Annotated in this window: 22 protein-coding genes and 7 pseudogenes; 16 read left to right on the top strand and 13 right to left on the bottom strand. The window is 46.8% G+C overall.

Going from position 1 to position 21,437, the window contains the following annotated elements:
• Positions 1-66 precede the first annotated feature (66 nt).
• Positions 67-1,347, top strand: coding sequence for a cation transporter (locus C3Y93_RS09025; protein ID WP_005105969.1), 1,281 nt, complete (start codon positions 67-69; stop codon positions 1,345-1,347).
• Between the two features lie 63 nt (positions 1,348-1,410).
• Positions 1,411-2,115: an IS6-like element IS1006 family transposase gene (locus tag C3Y93_RS09020; protein ID WP_001067784.1), complete on the top strand. Its 705-nt coding sequence runs from the start codon at positions 1,411-1,413 to the stop codon at positions 2,113-2,115.
• Between the two features lie 67 nt (positions 2,116-2,182).
• On the opposite strand, the gene C3Y93_RS09015 is transcribed toward C3Y93_RS09020, so the two are convergent.
• On the bottom strand, positions 2,183-3,157 hold the full coding sequence (locus tag C3Y93_RS09015; protein WP_005103529.1) for a calcium/sodium antiporter: 975 nt from the start codon (positions 3,155-3,157) through the stop codon (positions 2,183-2,185).
• Positions 3,158-3,329: 172 nt separating this feature from the next.
• Between C3Y93_RS09015 and C3Y93_RS14590 the strand changes: the two genes are divergently transcribed.
• From C3Y93_RS14590 to C3Y93_RS09000, 3 genes are all read left to right on the top strand, one after another.
• A complete protein-coding gene (locus C3Y93_RS14590) occupies positions 3,330-3,425 on the top strand; it encodes a hypothetical protein (protein WP_394803983.1) in 96 nt (31 codons plus the stop codon).
• Positions 3,419-3,943 carry a TIGR00645 family protein gene (locus tag C3Y93_RS09005; RefSeq protein WP_104472915.1) on the top strand — a complete coding sequence of 175 codons (525 nt, stop codon included), beginning with the start codon at positions 3,419-3,421 and terminating at the stop codon, positions 3,941-3,943. The genes C3Y93_RS14590 and C3Y93_RS09005 overlap by 7 nt, the downstream gene beginning before the upstream one ends.
• A 316-nt stretch (positions 3,944-4,259) precedes the next feature.
• Complete coding sequence (locus C3Y93_RS09000; protein ID WP_026438543.1) at positions 4,260-4,658, top strand: hypothetical protein; 399 nt, start codon at positions 4,260-4,262, stop codon at positions 4,656-4,658.
• Between the two features lie 226 nt (positions 4,659-4,884).
• Here C3Y93_RS09000 and C3Y93_RS08995 read toward each other — a convergent pair.
• A pseudogene (locus C3Y93_RS08995) lies at positions 4,885-5,148 on the bottom strand (helix-turn-helix domain-containing protein); the annotation flags it as partial.
• A 185-nt stretch (positions 5,149-5,333) separates the two neighbouring features.
• On the opposite strand from C3Y93_RS08995, the gene C3Y93_RS08990 reads away from it, so the two are divergent.
• Both C3Y93_RS08990 and C3Y93_RS08985 read left to right on the top strand, forming a co-directional pair.
• Positions 5,334-5,600 (top strand): DUF1778 domain-containing protein, encoded by a 267-nt coding sequence (locus tag C3Y93_RS08990; RefSeq protein WP_004733309.1) that lies wholly within the window; start codon positions 5,334-5,336, stop codon positions 5,598-5,600.
• A complete protein-coding gene (locus C3Y93_RS08985) occupies positions 5,590-6,078 on the top strand; it encodes a GNAT family N-acetyltransferase (RefSeq protein WP_004733307.1) in 489 nt (162 codons plus the stop codon). The genes C3Y93_RS08990 and C3Y93_RS08985 overlap by 11 nt, the downstream gene beginning before the upstream one ends.
• Positions 6,079-6,153: 75 nt before the next feature.
• On the opposite strand, the pseudogene C3Y93_RS14415 reads toward C3Y93_RS08985, so the two are convergent.
• Positions 6,154-6,336 (bottom strand): annotated as a pseudogene (locus C3Y93_RS14415) (recombinase family protein); the annotation flags it as partial.
• A 53-nt stretch (positions 6,337-6,389) separates the two neighbouring features.
• Positions 6,390-7,094, bottom strand: a complete 705-nt coding sequence (locus C3Y93_RS08975) for an IS6-like element IS1006 family transposase (protein WP_001067784.1) — start codon at positions 7,092-7,094, stop codon at positions 6,390-6,392.
• Between the two features lie 63 nt (positions 7,095-7,157).
• On the opposite strand from C3Y93_RS08975, the pseudogene C3Y93_RS08970 reads away from it, so the two are divergent.
• The 5 genes and pseudogenes from C3Y93_RS08970 to C3Y93_RS08950 all read left to right on the top strand — a co-directional run.
• Positions 7,158-7,988 (top strand): annotated as a pseudogene (locus tag C3Y93_RS08970) (IS91-like element ISVsa3 family transposase); the annotation flags it as partial.
• 30 nt (positions 7,989-8,018) lie between these two features.
• Positions 8,019-8,903: a DUF3363 domain-containing protein gene (locus C3Y93_RS14460; RefSeq protein ID WP_001447541.1), complete on the top strand. Its 885-nt coding sequence runs from the start codon at positions 8,019-8,021 to the stop codon at positions 8,901-8,903.
• A gap of 216 nt (positions 8,904-9,119) precedes the next feature.
• Entirely contained in the window at positions 9,120-10,334 is a 1,215-nt protein-coding gene (floR, locus tag C3Y93_RS08960) for a chloramphenicol/florfenicol efflux MFS transporter FloR (RefSeq protein WP_000214119.1), read from the top strand.
• A 27-nt stretch (positions 10,335-10,361) separates the two neighbouring features.
• Positions 10,362-10,667 (top strand): LysR family transcriptional regulator, encoded by a 306-nt coding sequence (locus tag C3Y93_RS08955; protein WP_001255015.1) that lies wholly within the window; start codon positions 10,362-10,364, stop codon positions 10,665-10,667.
• A 111-nt stretch (positions 10,668-10,778) separates the two neighbouring features.
• A pseudogene (locus tag C3Y93_RS08950) lies at positions 10,779-11,834 on the top strand (IS91-like element ISVsa3 family transposase); the annotation flags it as partial.
• A 74-nt stretch (positions 11,835-11,908) separates the two neighbouring features.
• On the opposite strand, the gene istB reads toward C3Y93_RS08950, so the two are convergent.
• Positions 11,909-12,682 (bottom strand): IS21-like element ISEc57 family helper ATPase IstB, encoded by a 774-nt coding sequence (istB, locus tag C3Y93_RS08945; RefSeq protein ID WP_104852211.1) that lies wholly within the window; start codon positions 12,680-12,682, stop codon positions 11,909-11,911.
• Complete coding sequence (gene istA / locus C3Y93_RS08940) at positions 12,682-13,707, bottom strand: IS21-like element ISEc57 family transposase (protein ID WP_104852212.1); 1,026 nt, start codon at positions 13,705-13,707, stop codon at positions 12,682-12,684. The genes istB and istA overlap by 1 nt, the downstream gene beginning before the upstream one ends.
• Positions 13,708-13,796: 89 nt before the next feature.
• Between istA and C3Y93_RS08935 the strand changes: the two are divergent.
• Positions 13,797-14,237, top strand: a pseudogene (locus C3Y93_RS08935) (transposase); the annotation flags it as partial.
• 175 nt (positions 14,238-14,412) lie between these two features.
• Here C3Y93_RS08935 and C3Y93_RS08925 read toward each other — a convergent pair.
• Positions 14,413-14,715 (bottom strand): phosphoglucosamine mutase, encoded by a 303-nt coding sequence (locus C3Y93_RS08925; RefSeq protein ID WP_000251875.1) that lies wholly within the window; start codon positions 14,713-14,715, stop codon positions 14,413-14,415.
• 86 nt (positions 14,716-14,801) lie between these two features.
• A complete protein-coding gene (sul2, locus tag C3Y93_RS08920; RefSeq protein ID WP_001043260.1) occupies positions 14,802-15,617 on the bottom strand; it encodes a sulfonamide-resistant dihydropteroate synthase Sul2 in 816 nt (271 codons plus the stop codon).
• An 89-nt stretch (positions 15,618-15,706) separates the two neighbouring features.
• On the opposite strand from sul2, the pseudogene C3Y93_RS08915 reads away from it, so the two are divergent.
• Positions 15,707-16,054: pseudogene (locus C3Y93_RS08915) on the top strand (IS4 family transposase); the annotation flags it as partial.
• Between the two features lie 52 nt (positions 16,055-16,106).
• On the opposite strand, the gene C3Y93_RS08905 reads toward C3Y93_RS08915, so the two are convergent.
• Positions 16,107-16,811 (bottom strand): IS6-like element IS1008 family transposase, encoded by a 705-nt coding sequence (locus C3Y93_RS08905; protein WP_001067790.1) that lies wholly within the window; start codon positions 16,809-16,811, stop codon positions 16,107-16,109.
• A gap of 38 nt (positions 16,812-16,849) precedes the next feature.
• Between C3Y93_RS08905 and C3Y93_RS08900 the strand changes: the two genes are divergently transcribed.
• Together C3Y93_RS08900 and C3Y93_RS08895 are read left to right on the top strand one after the other, a co-directional pair.
• A complete protein-coding gene (locus C3Y93_RS08900; protein ID WP_200462922.1) occupies positions 16,850-17,248 on the top strand; it encodes a TrbI/VirB10 family protein in 399 nt (132 codons plus the stop codon).
• 52 nt (positions 17,249-17,300) lie between these two features.
• Positions 17,301-17,765 (top strand): KfrB domain-containing protein, encoded by a 465-nt coding sequence (locus C3Y93_RS08895; RefSeq protein ID WP_042088840.1) that lies wholly within the window; start codon positions 17,301-17,303, stop codon positions 17,763-17,765.
• A gap of 199 nt (positions 17,766-17,964) precedes the next feature.
• Here C3Y93_RS08895 and C3Y93_RS08885 read toward each other — a convergent pair whose 3' ends face one another.
• From C3Y93_RS08885 to C3Y93_RS08870, 4 genes and pseudogenes are all read right to left on the bottom strand, one after another.
• Positions 17,965-18,801, bottom strand: coding sequence for an aminoglycoside O-phosphotransferase APH(6)-Id (locus tag C3Y93_RS08885; protein WP_000480968.1), 837 nt, complete (start codon positions 18,799-18,801; stop codon positions 17,965-17,967).
• Entirely contained in the window at positions 18,801-19,604 is an 804-nt protein-coding gene (gene aph(3'')-Ib / locus C3Y93_RS08880) for an aminoglycoside O-phosphotransferase APH(3'')-Ib (protein ID WP_001082319.1), read from the bottom strand. The genes C3Y93_RS08885 and aph(3'')-Ib overlap by 1 nt, the downstream gene beginning before the upstream one ends.
• Before the next feature lie 74 nt (positions 19,605-19,678).
• Positions 19,679-20,383 carry an IS6-like element IS1008 family transposase gene (locus C3Y93_RS08875; protein ID WP_001067790.1) on the bottom strand — a complete coding sequence of 235 codons (705 nt, stop codon included), beginning with the start codon at positions 20,381-20,383 and terminating at the stop codon, positions 19,679-19,681.
• 292 nt (positions 20,384-20,675) lie between these two features.
• Positions 20,676-21,382 (bottom strand): annotated as a pseudogene (locus tag C3Y93_RS08870) (IS1 family transposase).
• Positions 21,383-21,437 lie beyond the last annotated feature (55 nt).

Genomic DNA, 21,437 nt, shown 5'->3' with positions numbered 1-21,437 from the left:
TGACTCTATAGTAACTATAGGGATTCTAATATTCAAAGTTTATAAATTTTTTTAATGGGTATAATTATGAGTGGTTGTGGATGTAGTAAAGAAACACCATGCAAAGATAAGAAATCTCAACAAGAAAATCATCCATCAATTGCAGAAGCAAACAATTCAAAGAATTGTAATAATACGCTTAGCTGTTGTGGTGAAGAGGAAGAAGAAAAATCTTCATCTCCTTGCTGTAACACTTCAAACAGTTGTGAAGATACCGCTCAATCCTGTTGTGGTTCTGATCCCAAAGAAAATTTAAGCACTGAAGACGTTTTAAAAAATTCGCACTACATGAGTGAATACTTAGTTCCCAAAATGGATTGTTCTGCGGAAGAACAGATGGTTCGTATGGCGCTATCTTCAATTGATGGTGTTCAAAAACTCATCTTTGATTTACCTAACCGGTCTTTAAAGGTTCTACATAATCAAAAAGATGAAAATATAACTACCAAACTTGAAGCTTTGGGTTTTGGTGCAAAGCTTGTGAAGACTGAAACTTATATAAGCAATCAACAGGCTAAGCAAACAAGTACCTATACCATTCCTAAAATGGATTGCTCTGCTGAAGAGCAAATGGTCCGTATGGCTCTTGCAGATATTGAAGCAGTTAAAGGTCTTACTTTTGATCTTCCCAATCGAAAACTGAAAGTCTTCCATAATGAAGGGAGTCAGCAAATTACGGCCAAACTTGAAGGACTGGGTTTTGGGGCGAAACTTGATGAAACACAGCTTTCTTCAGGCGATATACCTAATGAACCTGATCCTGTGAGACAAGCTAAAGTACTTAAACTGTTATTAGGCATTAATGCTCTACTTTTCTTTATAGAATTCATCAGCGGAATTATTGCTGCGTCTACAGGATTGATTGCTGATTCTCTAGATATGTTTGCCGATGCAGCCGTTTATGGTATTGCGCTATATGCCGTCGGAAAAGCTGCGAAATATCAAGTGAAAGCAGCCCATTTCGCAGGTTGGATTCAGTTATTACTTGCTGTCATCGTGATTATTGATGTCATTAGACGATTCATGTTTGGAAGCGAGCCAGAATCAACGCTCATGATTGTTATTGGCCTGCTCGCACTTATAGCTAACGTGACATGCTTATATCTTATTTCTGGTCATCGAGAAGATGGCGCACATATGAAAGCCAGTTGGATTTTCTCGGCGAATGACGTTGTCGTAAATATGGGCGTTATATTTGCCGGTGTACTCGTGGCGTGGACGGGATCAGCTTATCCAGACTTAATCATTGGCATACTGGTTTCTTTATTCGTACTTAATGGTGCCCGAAAAATTTTGGCTTTGAAGTAAGGGCACTGTTGCAAATAACCACGAATGGTAAGCTGAAGACTGTTTTAGCTAAAGGTGCAGCATATGAATCCTTTCCATGGTCGGCATTTTCAGGGCGAAATCATTCTTTGGGCTGTGCGCTGGTATTGTAAATATGGCATTAGCTATCGTGAACTGCAGGAAATGCTGGCCGAACGGGGTGTGAATGTTGATCACACGACTATTTACCGTTGGGTTCAACGTTATGCTCCTGAAATAGAAAAACGTTTACGCTGGTATTGGCGTAATCCTACAGATCTGAGCTCGTGGCATATTGATGAAACCTATGTAAAAGTGAATGGACGATGGTCTTATCTGTATCGTGCAGTCGATCAACGTGGCGATACCATTGATTTTTATCTTTCTTCTAGACGTAATACCAAATCAGCATATTGTTTTCTTGGAAAAATTTTAAATAATGTGAAGAAGTGGCAAATTCCACAAGTGATCAACACGGATAAAGCACCCACATATGGACGTGCTTTATCACGGTTAAAACGGGAAGGTAAATGTCCACCAGACCTTGAGCACAGGCAGATTAAGTATAAAAATAACGTGATTGAATGTGATCATGGCAAGCTAAAGCGGATCATCAGGGCCACATTAGGATTCAAATCTATGAAGACGGCTTATGCCACAATTAAAGGTATTGAAGTCATGCGTGCACTACGTAAAGGACAAGCATCGTCATTTTATTATGGTCAGCCTCAGGGTGAAGTGTGTCTAATCAACAGGGTTTTCGGTCTCTAAGTACTTTTTAAAGGGAACATCATCGACTCAAATCTCTATTTGCAACAGTGCCATTATTAGTAACTTGCTACAGACTGACCGTCTGAATTAACCAGACAGTATAGCCGACGAAAAATAGTACTAAAGTAGTGCCAGAAGTACGACCGAATACACGCTTGGTTTTAAATGCAAATAGACACATCACAAACAGTAGTAAGGTTAAGAGACTCATCGCTAATATATCACGCGACAGAATAATGCTACTCGGAGTAATAGGCGCAATGAGTGCTGCTATACCTACGACTCCTAAAGTATTAAAAACGTTAGAGCCTATAATATTACCCAAAGCCATATCATGCTCACCTTTACGTGCGGCCGACAAGCTCGCAACTAATTCAGGCAGTGACGTACCGATAGCGACGATAGTGAGACCAATGATAAGCTCACTCAAGCCCCATAAAGTAGCAAGTTCAGTAGCGCCCCAAACGATAGCGCGCGAGCTTAGTATTAATACGAACAAACCAAGAAATAACCTACCTAAACCTTGTGCCATACTGTGTTCAGCCTTTGCAGTTTCTTCTACAGTATCGTCTTCATGTTCGTGGTTGCCTTCACGCAGGCTCAAGATGATTTGTATGCCTAAGACAACGACTAGAAGCACTATCAATACTATACCGTCGGTATTACCTAAGACACCATCGCTTAATTGCCAAGCAGCTACTGCCGTCACCAACAGTAGTAAAGGCATATCACGATTGATAATACTTTTTCGGATAATAATTGGACTTATTAATACCGTTGCGCCTAATACTAAGGCGATATTAACAATGTTAGAACCATAAGCATTACCCAATGCCAGCCCAGGGCTACCTTCTAAAGCAGCTAACATGGACACTATCATCTCTGGTGCTGAAGTGCCTAAACCTAGAATGATGACACCAATCAAAAAGCTGGGTACATTCAGCTTATTAGCTAAAGCGACGGCACCATCAATAAAAACATCAGCACTCCAAACCAAGATTGCTAGACCTACTACTACTACTGCTAGCATTGCTAACCACATCAGTGCGTTTCCTTATAAAAATTAGAGTAATCGTTAAGAAAAATGGGCATAAAAAATTGAGCAATAGAAGGCTCAGTTTTATAGTAGCATAAGCAACCAGCGCAATTATGAGGAAAGGTATTATTGTTTTTTATACTTTGAAGTCCTTAATGTCTCATTCAGTCTTGAAAGCATGATTAGTGCATTTGCGATTACCAATGATGTGATTTTCATCATATTAAGCCTTATAATTAATACCATCAAAAACCTTAAGATATCCATATGCTAAAGAAAACTGAGCAAAGATTAGAGAAAATCATATTTAATAGCCGTTGGCTACTAGCCCCATTTTATTTGGGATTAGTGCTCGGTATTATTTTATTATTTATCAAGTTTTTCCAAGAAATGTGGCATATGATCACCCATGTGCTCAGTGCGTCTGAAGCCGATGTGATCGTTGGTGCGTTAGCTCTTATCGACATGGCATTGGTCGCAAGTTTGTTACTCATCATTATATTCAGTGGTTACGAAATTTTTGTCTCAAAAATTGATACAGGGGGGCATGAGGATCGTCCTGAATGGATGGGAAAAACTAATTTCTCTGGCCTAAAACTTAAAGTCATTGGTGCTATTGTTGCCATTTCTGCTATCGATCTTCTTAAATCATTTATGGATATACCCAAAGATATGAGCGAGGGTGATGCTGATAGATTGATGTGGAAAGTGATTATTCATATGACGTTTGTACTTTCAGGCCTATTGTTTGCCTTGATGGACAAGATTGTTGGTGATACTAAAAAACATTAAAAAAAGCTCAATAGAAATCTATTTATTAATTTACGCAAATAGGCGCAAAGGAGCGTAGATGGCATGAGCTAGTTTATTAACCTTATTCGATGACATTAGTATGATGAGTGTTTATGTGACTTGTGCATTAAAATCCTGATGGTAATCTAATCAAGATCTATGAACGTCTAACAGAGATAGAGATTTTAACAAAACTTAAAAATAAGCAGCCAACCTTTTTAGTTTTTGACTGCGTATAACCACCATTATGTTAAATAGACTAAGACTTTGTTGAAATTTCTTTTATAATAAATGAAAATTTAGGGCATTTAATATAATGAAATTACTAAGCTTTATACTGTTATTCGTTAGTTGTAGTTGTTTTGCTTTATCTAGTGAAGAATTTGATAAACAGTATCAAAATTTAAATGGTGAACTCAATAAAGCCGTAATTAATAATATGATCTATTCGAAGGATTATGATGATAAAAAAATTCCATTGTCAGAAAAAATAGAATCTAAAAGTAAGTGGTGTGACTTAACCAAAACTAGAATAAATTTATTAGATTTTGTGATTCAGAATTTTTCTTCTTATAAAGAATGGGTGAAAAAAAACAATCTTGATGATGATTCTAGTTTGGATGATTTTAATAAATTCTATGAAAATCAACAAAAATCATATATTGGTTGTATGGCGGGTCTTGAAGAATTAAAGATGGGTCAAAAGATCGATTAAATTAGAAAAACTAAATTAACATAATACACCTTATACGCAATACTTTTTAAATTGTGTTATAATTCAATGTGTTGATTTCAGTTTTATAGCCCACTCACCCTCGAATGGGCTTTTTTTATGATTGTTCACGTTCCACGCCTATTCTTTGATCAATGTTCCACGGTTTTATTTAATGTTGCTGAACAATCAATGGATACCAGTAAAGCCCTTTAGGTCTTCTGTTGCTTCAAATATAAAGTCTATCGATGACATTTTCATTTTTCAAATAGCGATAGACAGCCTGTCTGCTAATACCAAAAGCTTTAGCTAAATCGACTTTCGATGGATATTTCCCTTCTTTCCAGGCGTGTCGTAAAGCTTCAGCCTGCTCTTGATTTAACTTATGGACTCGACCTTTATATTTACCTTGAGCCGCTGCAATCTTAATCCCTTCTTTTTGGCGCTCTAAAATAATCTCTCGTTCAAATTGGGCAAAAGCCCCCATAAGTTGCTGAGTATTCTTATGTAAACCTACCAGTTATTCTTATTCAAATCCTGCCACTCATTTTGGATAGTAGTAGGCCATTGATTTTCTATTCAAATAATTCAAAACAAAATATCCAAATTTGAATCTTGAAGCACAATCTTAATCTGCTATAATTTGTACATCAAATTGATGTACTTGTTGGGTGGGATATGACTAACTTAGCAACGGAACGAATTAATATTCGTTCAACAGTAGATGCAAAAAATGTAATTGAACAAGCTGCGAATTTATTGGGACTCAGTGTAAGTTCCTTTATGCTTCAATCCTCATTTGAAAGAGCAAAAGAATTACTTAAATCTAATTATGAGTTAAAAGTAAATAATGCTGATCGAGATATGTTAATGAACATACTTGAGAACCCACGCCCTGCAAATGATGAGATGAAAAAATTAATGAGTTTATTAGATGAAAATTGAGGTTTTACAAGCCCATCATCAGAAAAAATCATTTAATTGCGGGCAAGATGATTTAAATAAATTCATAAAACAGTATGCATCCCAACATCAGAAATCAGGAACAAGTAAAACGTATGTTGCTATTGATGATGATCTACAAGTGAGAGGGTTTTATTGTTTATCCAGCACATCCATAGGATTTGATGTAGTTGATACTGTGCTTACTAAACGATTACCTCGTTATCCGCTCCCTTGTGTAGTTGTAGGTCGCTTTGCCGTTGATCAAACCGTTCAGGGGCGAGGAATTGGGAAAGTGCTTTTAGCCCATGCTCTTAAACAAGTTTCAACAGTTGCTCAAATTATTGGTGTTAATTTTGTTGTAATACATGCTAAAGATAAAAAAGCGATGGAGTTTTATCAGCGTTTCGGCTTTATTTCATTAACATCAAATCCATTAACATTAATATACCCAGTGAGTGAAATACCTAGTTTCAATTGAAAGTGGTCTACTAGCAATAGGAGTGACTGGTAAACTGCTTACAGGAATTAGTGGCTGATTTATCCAATAATCTGCAAGTTGCAACATCAAATTATCCATCGGGGTGGCCTGAGCCGTAAATGTAATATTCTCTTTCACAAACTGAATAGCCACTCCCCTTTTTACAAGCTGATCAACCTCAGTCACTAAATCTTTAAGACTCCTAGCGAAGCGATCCATAGAGTGCACAACAATCATGTCACCTTCACGGACATAGCTGGGCACTGTTGCAAATAGAGATTTGAGTCGATGATGTTCCCTTTAAAAAGTACTTAGAGACCGAAAACCCTGTTGATTAGACACACTTCACCCTGAGGCTGACCATAATAAAATGACGATGCTTGTCCTTTACGTAGTGCACGCATGACTTCAATACCTTTAATTGTGGCATAAGCCGTCTTCATAGATTTGAATCCTAATGTGGCCCTGATGATCCGCTTTAGCTTGCCATGATCACATTCAATCACGTTATTTTTATACTTAATCTGCCTGTGCTCAAGGTCTGGTGGACATTTACCTTCCCGTTTTAACCGTGATAAAGCACGTCCATATGTGGGTGCTTTATCCGTGTTGATCACTTGTGGAATTTGCCACTTCTTCACATTATTTAAAATTTTTCCAAGAAAACAATATGCTGATTTGGTATTACGTCTAGAAGAAAGATAAAAATCAATGGTATCGCCACGTTGATCGACTGCACGATACAGATAAGACCATCGTCCATTCACTTTTACATAGGTTTCATCAATATGCCACGAGCTCAGATCTGTAGGATTACGCCAATACCAGCGTAAACGTTTTTCTATTTCAGGAGCATAACGTTGAACCCAACGGTAAATAGTCGTGTGATCAACATTCACACCCCGTTCGGCCAGCATTTCCTGCAGTTCACGATAGCTAATGCCATATTTACAATACCAGCGCACAGCCCAAAGAATGATTTCGCCCTGAAAATGCCGACCATGGAAAGGATTCATATGCTGCACCTTTAGCTAAAACAGTCTTCAGCTTACCATTCGTGGTTATTTGCAACAGTGCCGCTGACGCACACCATCGCCCACCGGGTGGGTCGCTATCTGGAACGGCAAGGCCTGCTGGAACGGGATGTCGAAAACAGCTATCTGGCCTCGGATGCGGTGGATGACGACCCGATGACACCCCTGCTGGGGCACTCGATCACTTACCGTATCGCTGTCGGTTCACAGGCGGGGCGAAAGGTGTTCACTTTGCAAACTCTGCCGACCAGTGGTGATCCGTTCGGTGACGGGATTGGCAAGGTAGCCGGGTCCAGCCTGCACGCCGGCGTGGCGGCCAGGGCCGATGAACGCAAGAAGCTCGAACGGCTGTGCCGGTACATCAGCCGCCCGGCGGTATCCGAGAAGCGGCTGTCGTTAACACGAGGCGGCAACGTGCGCTACCAGCTCAAGACGCCGTACCGGGACGGCACCACGCACGTCATTTTCGAACCATTGGATTTCATTGCAAGGCTGGCCGCCCTGGTACCGAAGCCCAGAGTCAACCTAACCCGCTTCCACGGGGTGTTCGCACCCAACAGTCGGCACCGGGCGTTGGTCACGCCGGCAAAACGGGGCAGGGGCAACAAGGTCAGGGTGGCTGATGAACCGGCAACACCAGCACAACGGCGAGCGTCGATGACATGGGCGCAACGGCTCAAGCGTGTTTTCAATATCGACATCGAGACCTGCAGCGGCTGCGGCGGCGCCATGAAAGTCATCGCCTGCATTGAAGACCCTATAGTGATCAAGCAGATCCTTGATCACCTGAAGCACAAAGCCGAAACCAGCGGGACCAGGGCGTTACCCGAAAGCCGGGCGCCACCGGCTGAGCTGCTCCTGGGTCTGTTTGACTGACGAGCCTGAAGGCCAACGATACCAATCAAAATGCTGCGTTCACAGCGCCGCGGCAGGGATCCGCCGTGCTGGTTGTCGGAAAAGGAGCCGCTAGTGGGAAAGAGGAGGGTAAATTTTCAGCGTTGCTGGCTCCCCGTCAGCCGGATTGGGTTGCATCGCAGGGGTGTCGAAAGAGTCAACTGCGGTCCAAAGCTGTTGGACTTGGGTGAAAAGGGCGTTTATTCTTCCTATACGTGCCGCGTTCCAGGCGGCGACTATGAGGGCTATGTCGATGCCCATGTGCGCCGGCTGGAGGCGCTACGCCGGGCCGGTATCGTCGAGCGGATCGACGCCGACCAATGGCGCATCCCCGATGATCTGGTCAGCCGTGCCGCCGCCCATGACGCCGGCCGAGACAGTCAGGCCAGCGTTCGCGTCCTTTCCCCGGTCGATCTGAACAAACAGATCGGATCGGACGGCGCGACCTGGCTGGACCGGCGGCTGATCCACGGCGAGACGGCCGACCTTGCGCCAACCGGCTTCGGGCAACAAGTCCGCGAAGCCATGGACCAGCGCCGCGAGCACCATATCGAACAGGGCGACGCCACCCGCAGCCGGGACAGCCGCGTCTTCTACCGGCGCAACCTTCTCGCCATCCTGCGGGAGCGCGAGGTAGCCGGCGTCGGATCGGATATGGCTTTGAGTAAGGGCCTGCCGTTCCGCGCCGCCACGGACGGCGAGAGCGTCAGCGGCAAGTTTACCGGAACCGTGCATCTATCGAGCGGCAAGTTCGCCGTGGTCGAGAAATCCCATGAGTTCACCCTTGTCCCGTGGCGGCCGATCATCGACCGCCAACTCGGCCGCGAGGTTATGGGCATCGTGCAGGGCGGGTCGGTGTCGTGGCAGTTAGGGCGGCAGAGGGGGCTGGAACGCTGAGTGCGCCCATGCCGCATTGCGAAGCAAAAGATAATCGGATAAAATGTAGCAATTCATATTCGTAAGCGTGGAGTAATCAGATGGGAAATTCCAAGTCAGCAGACAAGTAAGCCGCAACAACCAGTATTGTTGTTGCGGCGCTCTGTAAGGCTAGTCTCATCTGATTGCTGACGAGCAGACGTCGCCCGGTATTCCTTAATCGAGGGTTGATTCGTCATGACCACCACACGCCCCGCGTGGGCCTATACGCTGCCGGCAGCACTGCTGCTGATGGCTCCTTTCGACATCCTCGCTTCACTGGCGATGGATATTTATCTCCCTGTCGTTCCAGCGATGCCCGGCATCCTGAACACGACGCCCGCTATGATCCAACTCACGTTGAGCCTCTATATGGTGATGCTCGGCGTGGGCCAGGTGATTTTTGGTCCGCTCTCAGACAGAATCGGGCGACGGCCAATTCTACTTGCGGGCGCAACGGCTTTCGTCATTGCGTCTCTGGGAGCAGCTTGGTCTTCAACTGCACCGGCCTTTGTCGCTTTCCGTCTACTTCAAGCAGTGGGCGCGTCGGCCATGCTGGTGGCGACGTTCGCGACGGTTCGCGACGTTTATGCCAACCGTCCTGAGGGTGTCGTCATCTACGGCCTTTTCAGTTCGATGCTGGCGTTCGTGCCTGCGCTCGGCCCTATCGCCGGAGCATTGATCGGCGAGTTCTTGGGATGGCAGGCGATATTCATTACTTTGGCTATACTGGCGATGCTCGCACTCCTAAATGCGGGTTTCAGGTGGCACGAAACCCGCCCTCTGGATCAAGTCAAGACGCGCCGATCTGTCTTGCCGATCTTCGCGAGTCCGGCTTTTTGGGTTTACACTGTCGGCTTTAGCGCCGGTATGGGCACCTTCTTCGTCTTCTTCTCGACGGCTCCCCGTGTGCTCATAGGCCAAGCGGAATATTCCGAGATCGGATTCAGCTTTGCCTTCGCCACTGTCGCGCTTGTAATGATCGTGACAACCCGTTTCGCGAAGTCCTTTGTCGCCAGATGGGGCATCGCAGGATGCGTGGCGCGTGGGATGGCGTTGCTTGTTTGCGGAGCGGTCCTGTTGGGGATCGGCGAACTTTACGGCTCGCCGTCATTCCTCACCTTCATCCTACCGATGTGGGTTGTCGCGGTCGGTATTGTCTTCACGGTGTCCGTTACCGCGAACGGCGCTTTGGCAGAGTTCGACGACATCGCGGGATCAGCGGTCGCGTTCTACTTCTGCGTTCAAAGCCTGATAGTCAGCATTGTCGGGACATTGGCGGTGGCACTTTTAAACGGTGACACAGCGTGGCCCGTGATCTGTTACGCCACGGCGATGGCGGTACTGGTTTCGTTGGGGCTGGTGCTCCTTCGGCTCCGTGGGGCTGCCACCGAGAAGTCGCCAGTCGTCTAACCGACGACTGGTAGCAGGCCCGCTCCGATGCGGCGCACTAACCATCGAAACCTCGTGAATGTCGGTATCCTGTCTGGCAGGATACCGCTCATTTCCCTTGTTCAGTTCATCGCCGTCGCCGAGCATCTGAATTTTCGGCATGCGGCCAAGGCACTTGGTATCAGCCAGTCGAGCGTCAGCGCGCGTGTGAAAGCGCTGGAGGATAACCTTGGTGTCCTGCTATTTGAGCGCCATGCGCGGGGCGTTCGGCTAACAGACGCAGGCAGGCACTTCATGGAGCGTGTCACGGCGGGTGTCGATCAACTCGATCACGCAGTGAAGACCGCGGAGTGACGGGCACTGGCTGGCAATGTCTAGCAACGGCAGGCATTTCGGCTGAGGGTAAAAGAACTTTCCGCTAAGCGATAGACTGTATGTAAACACAGTATTGCAAGGACGCGGAACATGCCTCATGTGGCGGCCAGGACGGCCAGCCGGGATCGGGATACTGGTCGTTACCAGAGCCACCGACCCGAGCAAACCCTTCTCTATCAGATCGTTGACGAGTATTACCCGGCATTCGCTGCGCTTATGGCAGAGCAGGGAAAGGAATTGCCGGGCTATGTGCAACGGGAATTTGAAGAATTTCTCCAATGCGGGCGGCTGGAGCATGGCTTTCTACGGGTTCGCTGCGAGTCTTGCCACGCCGAGCACCTGGTCGCTTTCAGCTGTAAGCGTCGCGGTTTCTGCCCGAGCTGTGGGGCGCGGCGGATGGCCGAAAGTGCCGCCTTGCTGGTTGATGAAGTACTGCCTGAACAACCCATGCGTCAGTGGGTGTTGAGCTTCCCGTTTCAGCTGCGTTTCCTGTTTGCCAGCCGGCCCGAGATCATGGGGTGGGTGCTGGGCATCGTTTACCGCGTCATTGCCACGCACCTGGTCAAGAAAGCGGGCCATACCCACCAAGTGGCCAAGACGGGCGCGGTCACCCTGATCCAGCGTTTTGGATCGGCGCTCAATCTGAATGTTCACTTCCACATGCTGTTTCTCGACGGTGTGTATGTCGAGCAATCCCACGGCTCAGCGCGTTTCCGCTGGGTCAAGGCGCCGACCAGCCCAGAGCTCACCCAGCTGACGCACACCATCGCCCACCGGGTGGGTCGCTATCTGGAACGGCAAGGCCTGCTGGAACGGGATGTCGAAAACAGCTATCTGGCCTCGGATGCGGTGGATGACGACCCGATGACACCCCTGCTGGGGCACTCGATCACTTACCGTATCGCTGTCGGTTCACAGGCGGGGCGAAAGGTGTTCACTTTGCAAACTCTGCCGACCAGTGGTGATCCGTTCGGTGACGGGATTGGCAAGGTAGCCGGGTCCAGCCTGCACGCCGGCGTGGCGGCCAGGGCCGATGAACGCAAGAAGCTCGAACGGCTGTGCCGGTACATCAGCCGCCCGGCGGTATCCGAGAAGCGGCTGTCGTTAACACGAGGCGGCAACGTGCGCTACCAGCTCAAGACGCCGTGTCAACGGCAATTTAAAACTGACCCCTTTTACCTTAAAAACAGCAAAGTAAAATTGACCCCTTTGATGATTTATTAAGACTCAATTTGTGGTTGAATTCCTACTCTCTTTTTATCTTTTAGACGATAACTTTCCCCAGATATTTGTACAACATGACAATGATGTAATAAACGATCCAACATTGCTGCTGTCAAAGTAACATCATCTGCGAATGATTTAGACCACTGGCTAAATGGTAAATTACTGGTCAAAATCGTACTGCCTTTTTCATAGCGCTTGGCAATAACATTAAAAAATAAATTTGCTTCTTCACGACCAAATGGTAAATATCCTATTTCATCGATAATCAATAACTTTGGAGCAAGTACAACACGTTGCATGTAGTTTTTTAATTTACCTTGTTGATAAGCTAGGCTAAGTTGCAACATTAAATCAGCTGCAGTAATAAACTTAGTCTTAATATTATTCATAATTGCCTTATAGCCTAAAGCCATTGATAGATGTGTTTTCCCAACACCACTTGCACCAATAAATACAACATTTTCAGCTCTTGGAATAAAGCTTAAATTAAATAGTTCAAGCAACTGCGACTTTGGAGCACCTAAAGCATAATTAAAATCATAAGCCTCCAACGTTTTGATTTGAGTAAGACCTGAAAGTTGTAAAAGAATCTGTTGACTACGTTGCTGCTTGGCTGTGTATTCATGTAATAGCATAGCTTCAACGAAATCTGCATAACTGCTATCCTTTGCTAAGGTTTGTTGTGCATGATGTGACCATTGTGATGCCACTGTTTGTAGACCAAGCTGACGGCAAAGCTGTTCAATACGCTCATACTGTAAATTCATTAAGAAACCTCCAGTAATTCATCATAGATTGATAAGGGGTGTTGAACACTCTCATGAGGTATGAGTGATGATGGGCTAACATCATCAATTACAGATTTTTTAGAACCATCATTAAATAAAGGTAATGAAGAAAAATATTGTTGTTCTTCAAGCAAACGAGTACTTGGTTTTTCTTTAGTTGTTGCATGAATGCGTTGATTTGCTGTTTCACTAAGCCATCGACCAATATAGGCATTTGCCATATCAACATCTAAGCTAAGGTCAACCACCTTTAAACTTGCTTTTAATGGCACGATAAAACTTGATTTCAAATAACTATTAAAGCGTTCTACTTTACCTTTTGTTTGCGCACGATATGGCTTACAAACACGTGGTCGGAAGTTATATTTCTTAGCACAATCAAGTAATTTAGCATTCCAGCGATGTTGACCATCTTGATAAGCATCACGTTCAATGATAATGGCCTTAGCATTATCAAATAATACATCTTTAGGAACACCACCAAAGAACTGAAAAGCACTTTCTAAGCCATCAATCCATGCATCAGAACGTTCATGATCATAAAACTTAACAAAGGTTGCTCTAGAGTATCCCAAAGTTGCAACAAATGCTTTTAATGTGGTGTGATGACGTCGAATTGTTGTGAAATCAACCTGCATTTGTTGACCTGGTTGAGTCTCAAATCGCTTAATCGGCTCTGGTTGTTTAGTTGGCTTTAATGTATTGAGATAATTTTGTAGAGTTCTAATTTTCCCCGTGTAGCCTTTTTGCAAGATTTCTTGATACAACACTACAGCCGGTATCCATTCTGGATCGGCGGCATTTACACGTTTGATTAAATACGGTTTATAAGGCTCAAGAATACTCACTTTAGATTGTGTTCGTTGATATTTAGGTGTTACTTGAGATCGTAAATATTTACGCACAGTATTTCTAGAAATACCGAGTTCGCTGCTAATTGCCTTAATAGATTGACCTTGTTGATGAAGTATTTGGATTGTCACTGCTTGCTCCAAAGTTAACATGTTGAGCAGTCCAAAAAGACCACTATATTAACCAAGGGGGTCAATTTTCAAATGCTGTTGGGGGGTCATTTTTACATTGCCGCTAACAGCCGTACCGGGACGGCACCACGCACGTCATTTTCGAACCATTGGATTTCATTGCAAGGCTGGCCGCCCTGGTACCGAAGCCCAGAGTCAACCTAACCCGCTTCCACGGGGTGTTCGCACCCAACAGTCGGCACCGGGCGTTGGTCACGCCGGCAAAACGGGGCAGGGGCAACAAGGTCAGGGTGGCTGATGAACCGGCAACACCAGCACAACGGCGAGCGTCGATGACATGGGCGCAACGGCTCAAGCGTGTTTTCAATATCGACATCGAGACCTGCAGCGGCTGCGGCGGCGCCATGAAAGTCATCGCCTGCATTGAAGACCCTATAGTGATCAAGCAGATCCTTGATCACCTGAAGCACAAAGCCGAAACCAGCGGGACCAGGGCGTTACCCGAAAGCCGGGCGCCACCGGCTGAGCTGCTCCTGGGTCTGTTTGACTGACGAGCCTGAAGGCCAACGATACCAATCAAAATGCTGCGTTCACAGCGCCGCGGCAGGGATCCGCCGTGCTGGTTGTCGGAAAAGGAGCCGCTAGTGGGAAAGAGGAGGGTAAATTTTCAGCGTTGCTGGCTCCCCGTCAGCCGGATTGGGTTGCATCGCAGGGGTGTCGAAAGAGTCAACTGCGGTCCAAAGCTGTTGGACTTGGGTGAAAAGGGCGTTTATTCTTCCTATACGTTGTCGGCAGCGGGCCAAAAAGGAATACGTCCATGCCCATCGAGGTGAAACCGGCTGTGAGCGCGGGTTCAAGCATATAGCCCGACAGGCGCGTATCCTTGCCGATCACGACACGATGGCGGTGGTCACCGCGACGAAAGACACGGCCAGCCGCCATGCCGACGCGCAAGGCGGTTTCCGCCGTCATCGCGCCTTCGTTGGCTTTGCCACGAATACCGTCTGTGCCGAAATATTTGCGCACCATAAGGTCGATTATCCTGTCGTCGGGTCGCCCTCAAAGGGGACATGCCTGCTGAACCGCGAATATAGAGAAATATCCCGAATGTGCAGTTAACGAATTCTTGCGGTTTCTTTCAGCGCCGCCAATACCGCCAGCCCGTCGCGCAAGGGGCGCGGCTCGTGTGTGCGGATGAAGTCAGCTCCACCTGCGGCGGCGGCAAGCTCTGCAGCGAGTGTCGCGGCCCCGACATCCCCCGGACCACGGCCTGTGAGCGCGCGCAGAAAGGATTTGCGCGAAACAGACAGAAGCACCGGCAAATCGAAGCGCAGCCGCAATTCATCGAACCGCGCCAGCACCGAGAGCGAGGTTTCGGGAGCAGCCCCCAGAAAAAACCCCATGCCGGGATCAAGGACAAGGCGGTTGCGTTTGATACCGGCACCCGTCAGCGCCGCGATGCGCGCGTCAAAGAACGCCGCAATGTGATCCATGATGTCGCCAGCGGGTGCCTCGCGCCGATCTGCCTGCCCGTCTTGCACCGAATGCATAACGACGAGTTTGGCAGATGATTTCGCCAATTGCGGATAGAACGCAGCGTCTGGAAAACCGCGAATATCATTGAGATAGGCCACACCACGCGACAAGGCATAGGCTTGCGTCGCGGGTTGATAACTGTCGAGCGAGACGGGAATGCCATCTGCCTTGAGCGCGTCCAGCACCGGCGCGATACGCGCGATTTCTGTGTCGGACGAAACAGGCGCGGCGTCGGGATTGCTGGATGCCGGACCGAGGTCGATCACATCTGCCCCCTCGGCCATCAGCTTACGCGCCTGCGCAATGGCTGCGTCTGGCGCCAGATACCGGCCTCCATCGGAGAAACTGTCCGAGGTTATGTTGACGATGCCGAAAATGATGAGCGATTTATTCATGGGGGCTTCTATAATAATCTCTGTACACGACAAAAATAGATAACTCATTGAAATAATGTCACAATAATTGTTTTCTAACGACGAATACTATGACACATCTCAATGAGTTATATCTTATCTTAAACAAATCTCTAAAATGGAACAAGTCACATTTAAAGTGCTTTGCGCTCATCATGCTTGTGATTATTTTAAAGCAAACATGTAATCTTTCTTCTGCATCTAAAGCCTTGCCCATCAAGTGTTTACCACAATCATTTTATCGACGTATGCAGCGCTTCTTTGCAGGTCAGTATTTTGATTATCGTCAAATTTCTCAGTTGATTTTCAATATGTTTTCATTCGACCAAGTGCAACTGACTTTAGATAGAACCAATTGGAAATGGGGAAAACGAAATATTAATATCCTGATGCTCGCAATCGTTTATCGTGGAATAGCGGGCACTGTTGCAAATAGAGATTTGAGTCGATGAAGTTCCTTTTTAAAAGTGCTTAGAGACCGAAAACCCTGTTGATTAGACACACTTCACCTTGAGGCTGACCATAATAAAATGACGATGCTTGTCCTTTACGTAGTGCACGCATGACTTCAATACCTTTAATTGTGGCATAAGCCGTCTTCATAGATTTGAATCCTAATGTGGCCCTGATGATCCGCTTTAACTTACCATGATCACATTCAATGACATTATTTTTATACTTAATCTGCCTGTGCTCAATATCTACTGGACATTTTCCTTCTCGCTTTAACCGTGATAAAGCATGGCCATAGGTCGCTGCTTTATCTGTATTGATGACCCGTGGAATTTGCCATTTTTTCACCGTATTGAAGATTTTTCCTAAAAAACAATAGGCTGATTTACTGTTCCGTCTAGCGGAAAGGTAAAAGTCAATCGTATGACCACGTTGATCAACTGCACGATACAGGTAAGTCCATCGCCCCTTCACTTTGATATAAGTCTCATCCATATGCCATGAATGTAAATCTGTAGGATTACGCCAATACCAGCGTAAGCGTTTTTCCATTTCTGGAGCATAACGCTGAACCCAACGATAAATTGTGGTGTGGTCAACATTCACACCCCGTTCAGCGAGCATTTCTTGAAGTTCACGATAGCTGATGCCATATTTACAATACCAACGAACAGCCCAAAGAATGATTTCACCTTGAAAGTGCCGACCATGGAAGGGATTCATCTGCTGTATCTCGAAATAAATAAGATATTTAGCTTATCATGTCAGCCTATTTGCAACAGTGCCCGTCAATCTCGATTGACAACATGCCGGGCACCGACATGGGTGGCTATGCTGGTTTCAACGACAAGGTGAACAACCACTATGCCCGCATCTTCGGCAGTGGTTTGCTGTTGTCGGTCTTCTCGGCCGGTATCCAGCTCTCGCAGCCGCAAGCCAGCAACGGCGAGAACTACAGCAGTTCGCAAATCATCGCCGGTTCGCTGGGCCAGCAGATGGGCCAGATCGGTATGCAGATGGCACAGCGCAACATGAATATTCAGCCGACGCTCGAAATCCGTCCGGGTTACGAGTTCAACATCATGGTGACCAAGGACATCATCCTGCCGACGTGGGAAGGGCACCCGATGGCCGGTCAGTCCGGCAAAGGCTGCAACTGAGGGCGCGGCCGTTCGCGGCCGTATTCTTTTCTGACGTAAGGAGAACAACGTAATGGCGAATAACCAAGCCCCGAGCTGGAAAAACCCGACCCCTGCGCCGGGGGTCAAGATGATGCCCGAGGGTTCGCGCAAGGTGTGCGTGCTCAACGGCAGCCGCCAGATAGATCAGGTCATCAAAGGCGAGTGGACGACGCTCAAAGTGCTGCCGGAAAGCGGTCTGTCCAAGGGCATCTACCAGCTCGGCGAGGCCACCAAGGCCAGCAGCGGCAAAGATGCGTCTTTCACCGGGCAGGTGCTGTTCAGTGACAGCAAGGCGGTCTACCAGCTTTCCGGCAAGGGCGTGGTCGAACACCCGCGCTCGGCCTTCGCCGAGCTGGAAGCCAAGGGCGAGAAAATCGTAGACGGGCGCACCTACACGGTGGCTTACGCCAACGGCAGGGGCGTGGCCACCAACGCGCAGGCGGCGAACGTCGCCCCGGCGCGCACCGCGTCGAAAGGGCACGGTGCCTCGATGTGATCAACGGGCGGCCAACTGGCCGCCCTTTTTCCGATGAAGTGGGAGTGCATGACCATGGAAAGAAAAATCGCGTTTTGGGCTGTTGGTATGGTGGGGGTCGTTTGCGGGAAGGGGCGGAATCCTACGCTAAGGCTTTGGCCAGCGATATTCTCCGGTGAGATTGATGTGTTCCCAGGGGATAGGAGAAGTCGCTTGATATCTAGTATGACGTCTGTCGCACCTGCTTGATCGCGGCCGCGATAGCTAGATCGCGTTGCTCCTCTTCTCCATCCGCGTTCCAAGCTGCGGAAAGGCACCCATAAGCGTACGCCTGGTCGAGCAGGCGACGCGGATCGACGTCCAGCGCACGAGAGAATGCGTCCGCCATCTGTGCAATGCGTCTAGGATCGAGACAAAGGTCGTCTCTGTCAGCCGGATCGTAGAACATATTGGCGGCGCCAAAGCCCACTTCACCGACCAGACCGACGGGATCTATCACCAGCCAGCCGCGACTGGAGAACATGATGTTTTCATGATGCAGATCGCCATGTAGCCCACGCAGTTCCGAGGCATTGCTCATCATTTGATCGGCTATAATCGCCGCGTGGACGTAGTCAGTTTGACAACCTGCGTTTTGATCATCGCGCGCCCGCTGAAACAAAGCTGCAAAGCGATCCCGGATCGGGAGAAGGGCAGAAGGCAGGGGTTCCTCAGATGCGGCATACAGCTTCGCCATTAGTTCCGCTGCAATTTCGGTCGCCTGGTAGTCGCCGTGCTCGGCAACGATGTGAGAGAGCATTCGCTCCCCGGCATATTCGAGCAACATCAGATTGTTCTCACGACCGAGCAACCGGACTGCTCCCCTCCCATTGCGCCATACCAGATAGTCGGCCCCGCGCAGTTCATCAGCAATGTCTTCTATAGGTTTCAATCCCTTGACGATTGCAGGAGTCCCGTCTGGCAATGAAACTTTCCAAACGAGGCTGGAAAAGGTGTCCGCAATGAGAACAGGTTGCGAAACGTGCCAATGAGCAGGAAAAACAGGCGGCATGAACATCAACCCCAAGTCAGAGGGTCCAATCGCAGATAGAAGGCAAGGCGTTCGCGGTCGGGGGCTTCGATCCCCAATACATTGAATAGGACAGCGAAGGCGCGCTCTGCTTCATCTGGCGCTGCCCAGTTCTCTTCGGCGTTAGCAATCATGAGTGCCAAATCGGCATAGCGATCTGCTGTTCCGAGCCGCCCAAGGTCGATCAGACCCGTGCATTGAAGAGTTTTAGGGTCCACCATGAAGTTCGGCATGCAGGGATCACCATGGCAAACAACCATATCGGTGCGCTCTTGGTCGAGCCGCACCGGTAGCTCTCGTTCGACACGAGCCAAAAGATCGAGCTGCGGCGTACTCTTGTCCTCGTCCGGTAAGAAGTCGGGATTGACGGCATTGCGGGACACCACATCAACGGCGCGTCCGAACATTCGCGACAGCCTGCGCTCAAACGGACATTGATCAACCGATAGGCTGTGAACAGCGCCAAGTTGCTGCCCCATTGACGGCCACGCTTTGAGCAAATCCGCTCCAGACAGATCAGCCGCCGGTACTCCCGGAATTGCCGTTATCACCAAGCATGCACCCTCCTGTTCCTCCTGCCAGTTGATGACCTCGGGGCAAGCCACACCTCGACCTTTGAGCCAAATGAGGCGGTCACGCTCTCCAGCGAGCTCACCGCGGCGGGAAGCAGGTGCGATTTTCGCGAAGGCATGCCCGTCACCACGTCGAAAAACAAAATCACCAGATTCTCCGCCTCTGACAGGCAACCAGTCAGAATGCGATTCACCAAAAAAAATATTAGTTCGATTCAATGGAGGTTCCTTCAGTTTTCTGGGCACTGTTGCAAATAGAGATTTTAGTCGATGAAGTTCCTTTTTAAAAGTGCTTAGAGACCGAAAACCCTGTTGATTAGACACACTTCACCTTGAGGCTGACCATAATAAAATGACGATGCTTGTCCTTTACGTAGTGCACGCATGACTTCAATACCTTTAATTGTGGCATAAGCCGTCTTCATAGATTTGAATCCTAATGTGGCCCTGATGATCCGCTTTAACTTACCATGATCACATTCAATGACATTATTTTTATACTTAATCTGCCTGTGCTCAATATCTACTGGACATTTTCCTTCTCGCTTTAACCGTGATAAAGCATGGCCATAGGTCGCTGCTTTATCTGTATTGATGACCCGTGGAATTTGCCATTTTTTCACCGTATTGAAGATTTTTCCTAAAAAACAATAGGCTGATTTACTGTTCCGTCTAGCGGAAAGGTAAAAGTCAATCGTATGACCACGTTGATCAACTGCACGATACAGGTAAGTCCATCGCCCCTTCACTTTGATATAAGTCTCATCCATATGCCATGAATGTAAATCTGTAGGATTACGCCAATACCAGCGTAAGCGTTTTTCCATTTCTGGAGCATAACGCTGAACCCAACGATAAATTGTGGTGTGGTCAACATTCACACCCCGTTCAGCGAGCATTTCTTGAAGTTCACGATAGCTGATGCCATATTTACAATACCAACGAACAGCCCAAAGAATGATTTCACCTTGAAAGTGCCGACCATGGAAGGGATTCATCTGCTGTATCTCGAAATAAATAAGATATTTAGCTTATCATGTCAGCCTATTTGCAACAGTGCCTGAATTAGTTCTATACCTGTAGACTTATCCTGTGTGACATTGACCCAATTGCTCATATTTACTTAATTAGTCCTAATGGATTTAGCTTATCAAAAATTATCTAATGAAGAAATTCTAAAATTAACATAATACACCTTATACAAAATGCCCTTGTAAGCCCTTAATCAAGGGCATTTTTAGTCTCTACTTAACATAAAATTTTGGTGGTGCTTCAAAAAGTATGCTGCCTTTAAATGAAGCCATTATTGATGTAAAAGAAAAGAAGGCTAAATCAAAAGCTTTAAAATGGTTTTCAAGCTTTTTTGAAAAATTACAGCTTCTTCTGAAGCTACGCCTAATTCTATGCCTTATTTTGCAATTATTGCCTTCAATACCTACAGTAAAAAATTTACCAATACTTTGCTTACCATTTTTAAAAGCAGTGATGAAACTGTCCCAATGATCACTTGCAATTCGGGTGTAGTGAATATCTAATTGTTTAAGCTTTGTCTTCAATTGTTAGACTGTAGCTAAATCTCGTTTACCCCAAACATAAGCAACAATTTCACCTGTTTCTCGATGATAGGCGTAAATAAGCCATTGTTTATTCTTTTTATTTCCAACAAAATTCCAGAACTCATCTACTTCGAGAGATTCATAATGACTTTGCTGAGGCTGAATTTCATAGGTTGATTCAGTTAAAGTACGTAAAACTTTACCGATACTGATGCGCTCAACTTCAGCAATATCTCGTATACCGCTGCCTCTGACCATCAACTGTAATATTTTACGAGTAATACCTGACTTACATCCTAGATAGCTCAGTGCATGATCACCAATAAACTGACGTTTACAGTCTTTGCACTGATAGTTTTGTTTCCCATCTACTTTGATACCATTTTTCTTTATACTATCACTGAGGCAGGTTGGACATTTGATTGCTAGAGTTATTTGCATTTCTCTATTTTATCAAAATCCAATCGGCTTTTTCTTCAGCATACTTTTTGAAACA

It is taken from the genome of Acinetobacter sp. SWBY1, assembly GCF_002946595.1.
In the GTDB taxonomy this organism is placed as follows: domain Bacteria; phylum Pseudomonadota; class Gammaproteobacteria; order Pseudomonadales; family Moraxellaceae; genus Acinetobacter; species Acinetobacter towneri.
The sequence above is the reverse complement of the archived record's forward strand: the minus strand, read 5'-3'. Positions and strand labels throughout refer to the sequence as shown.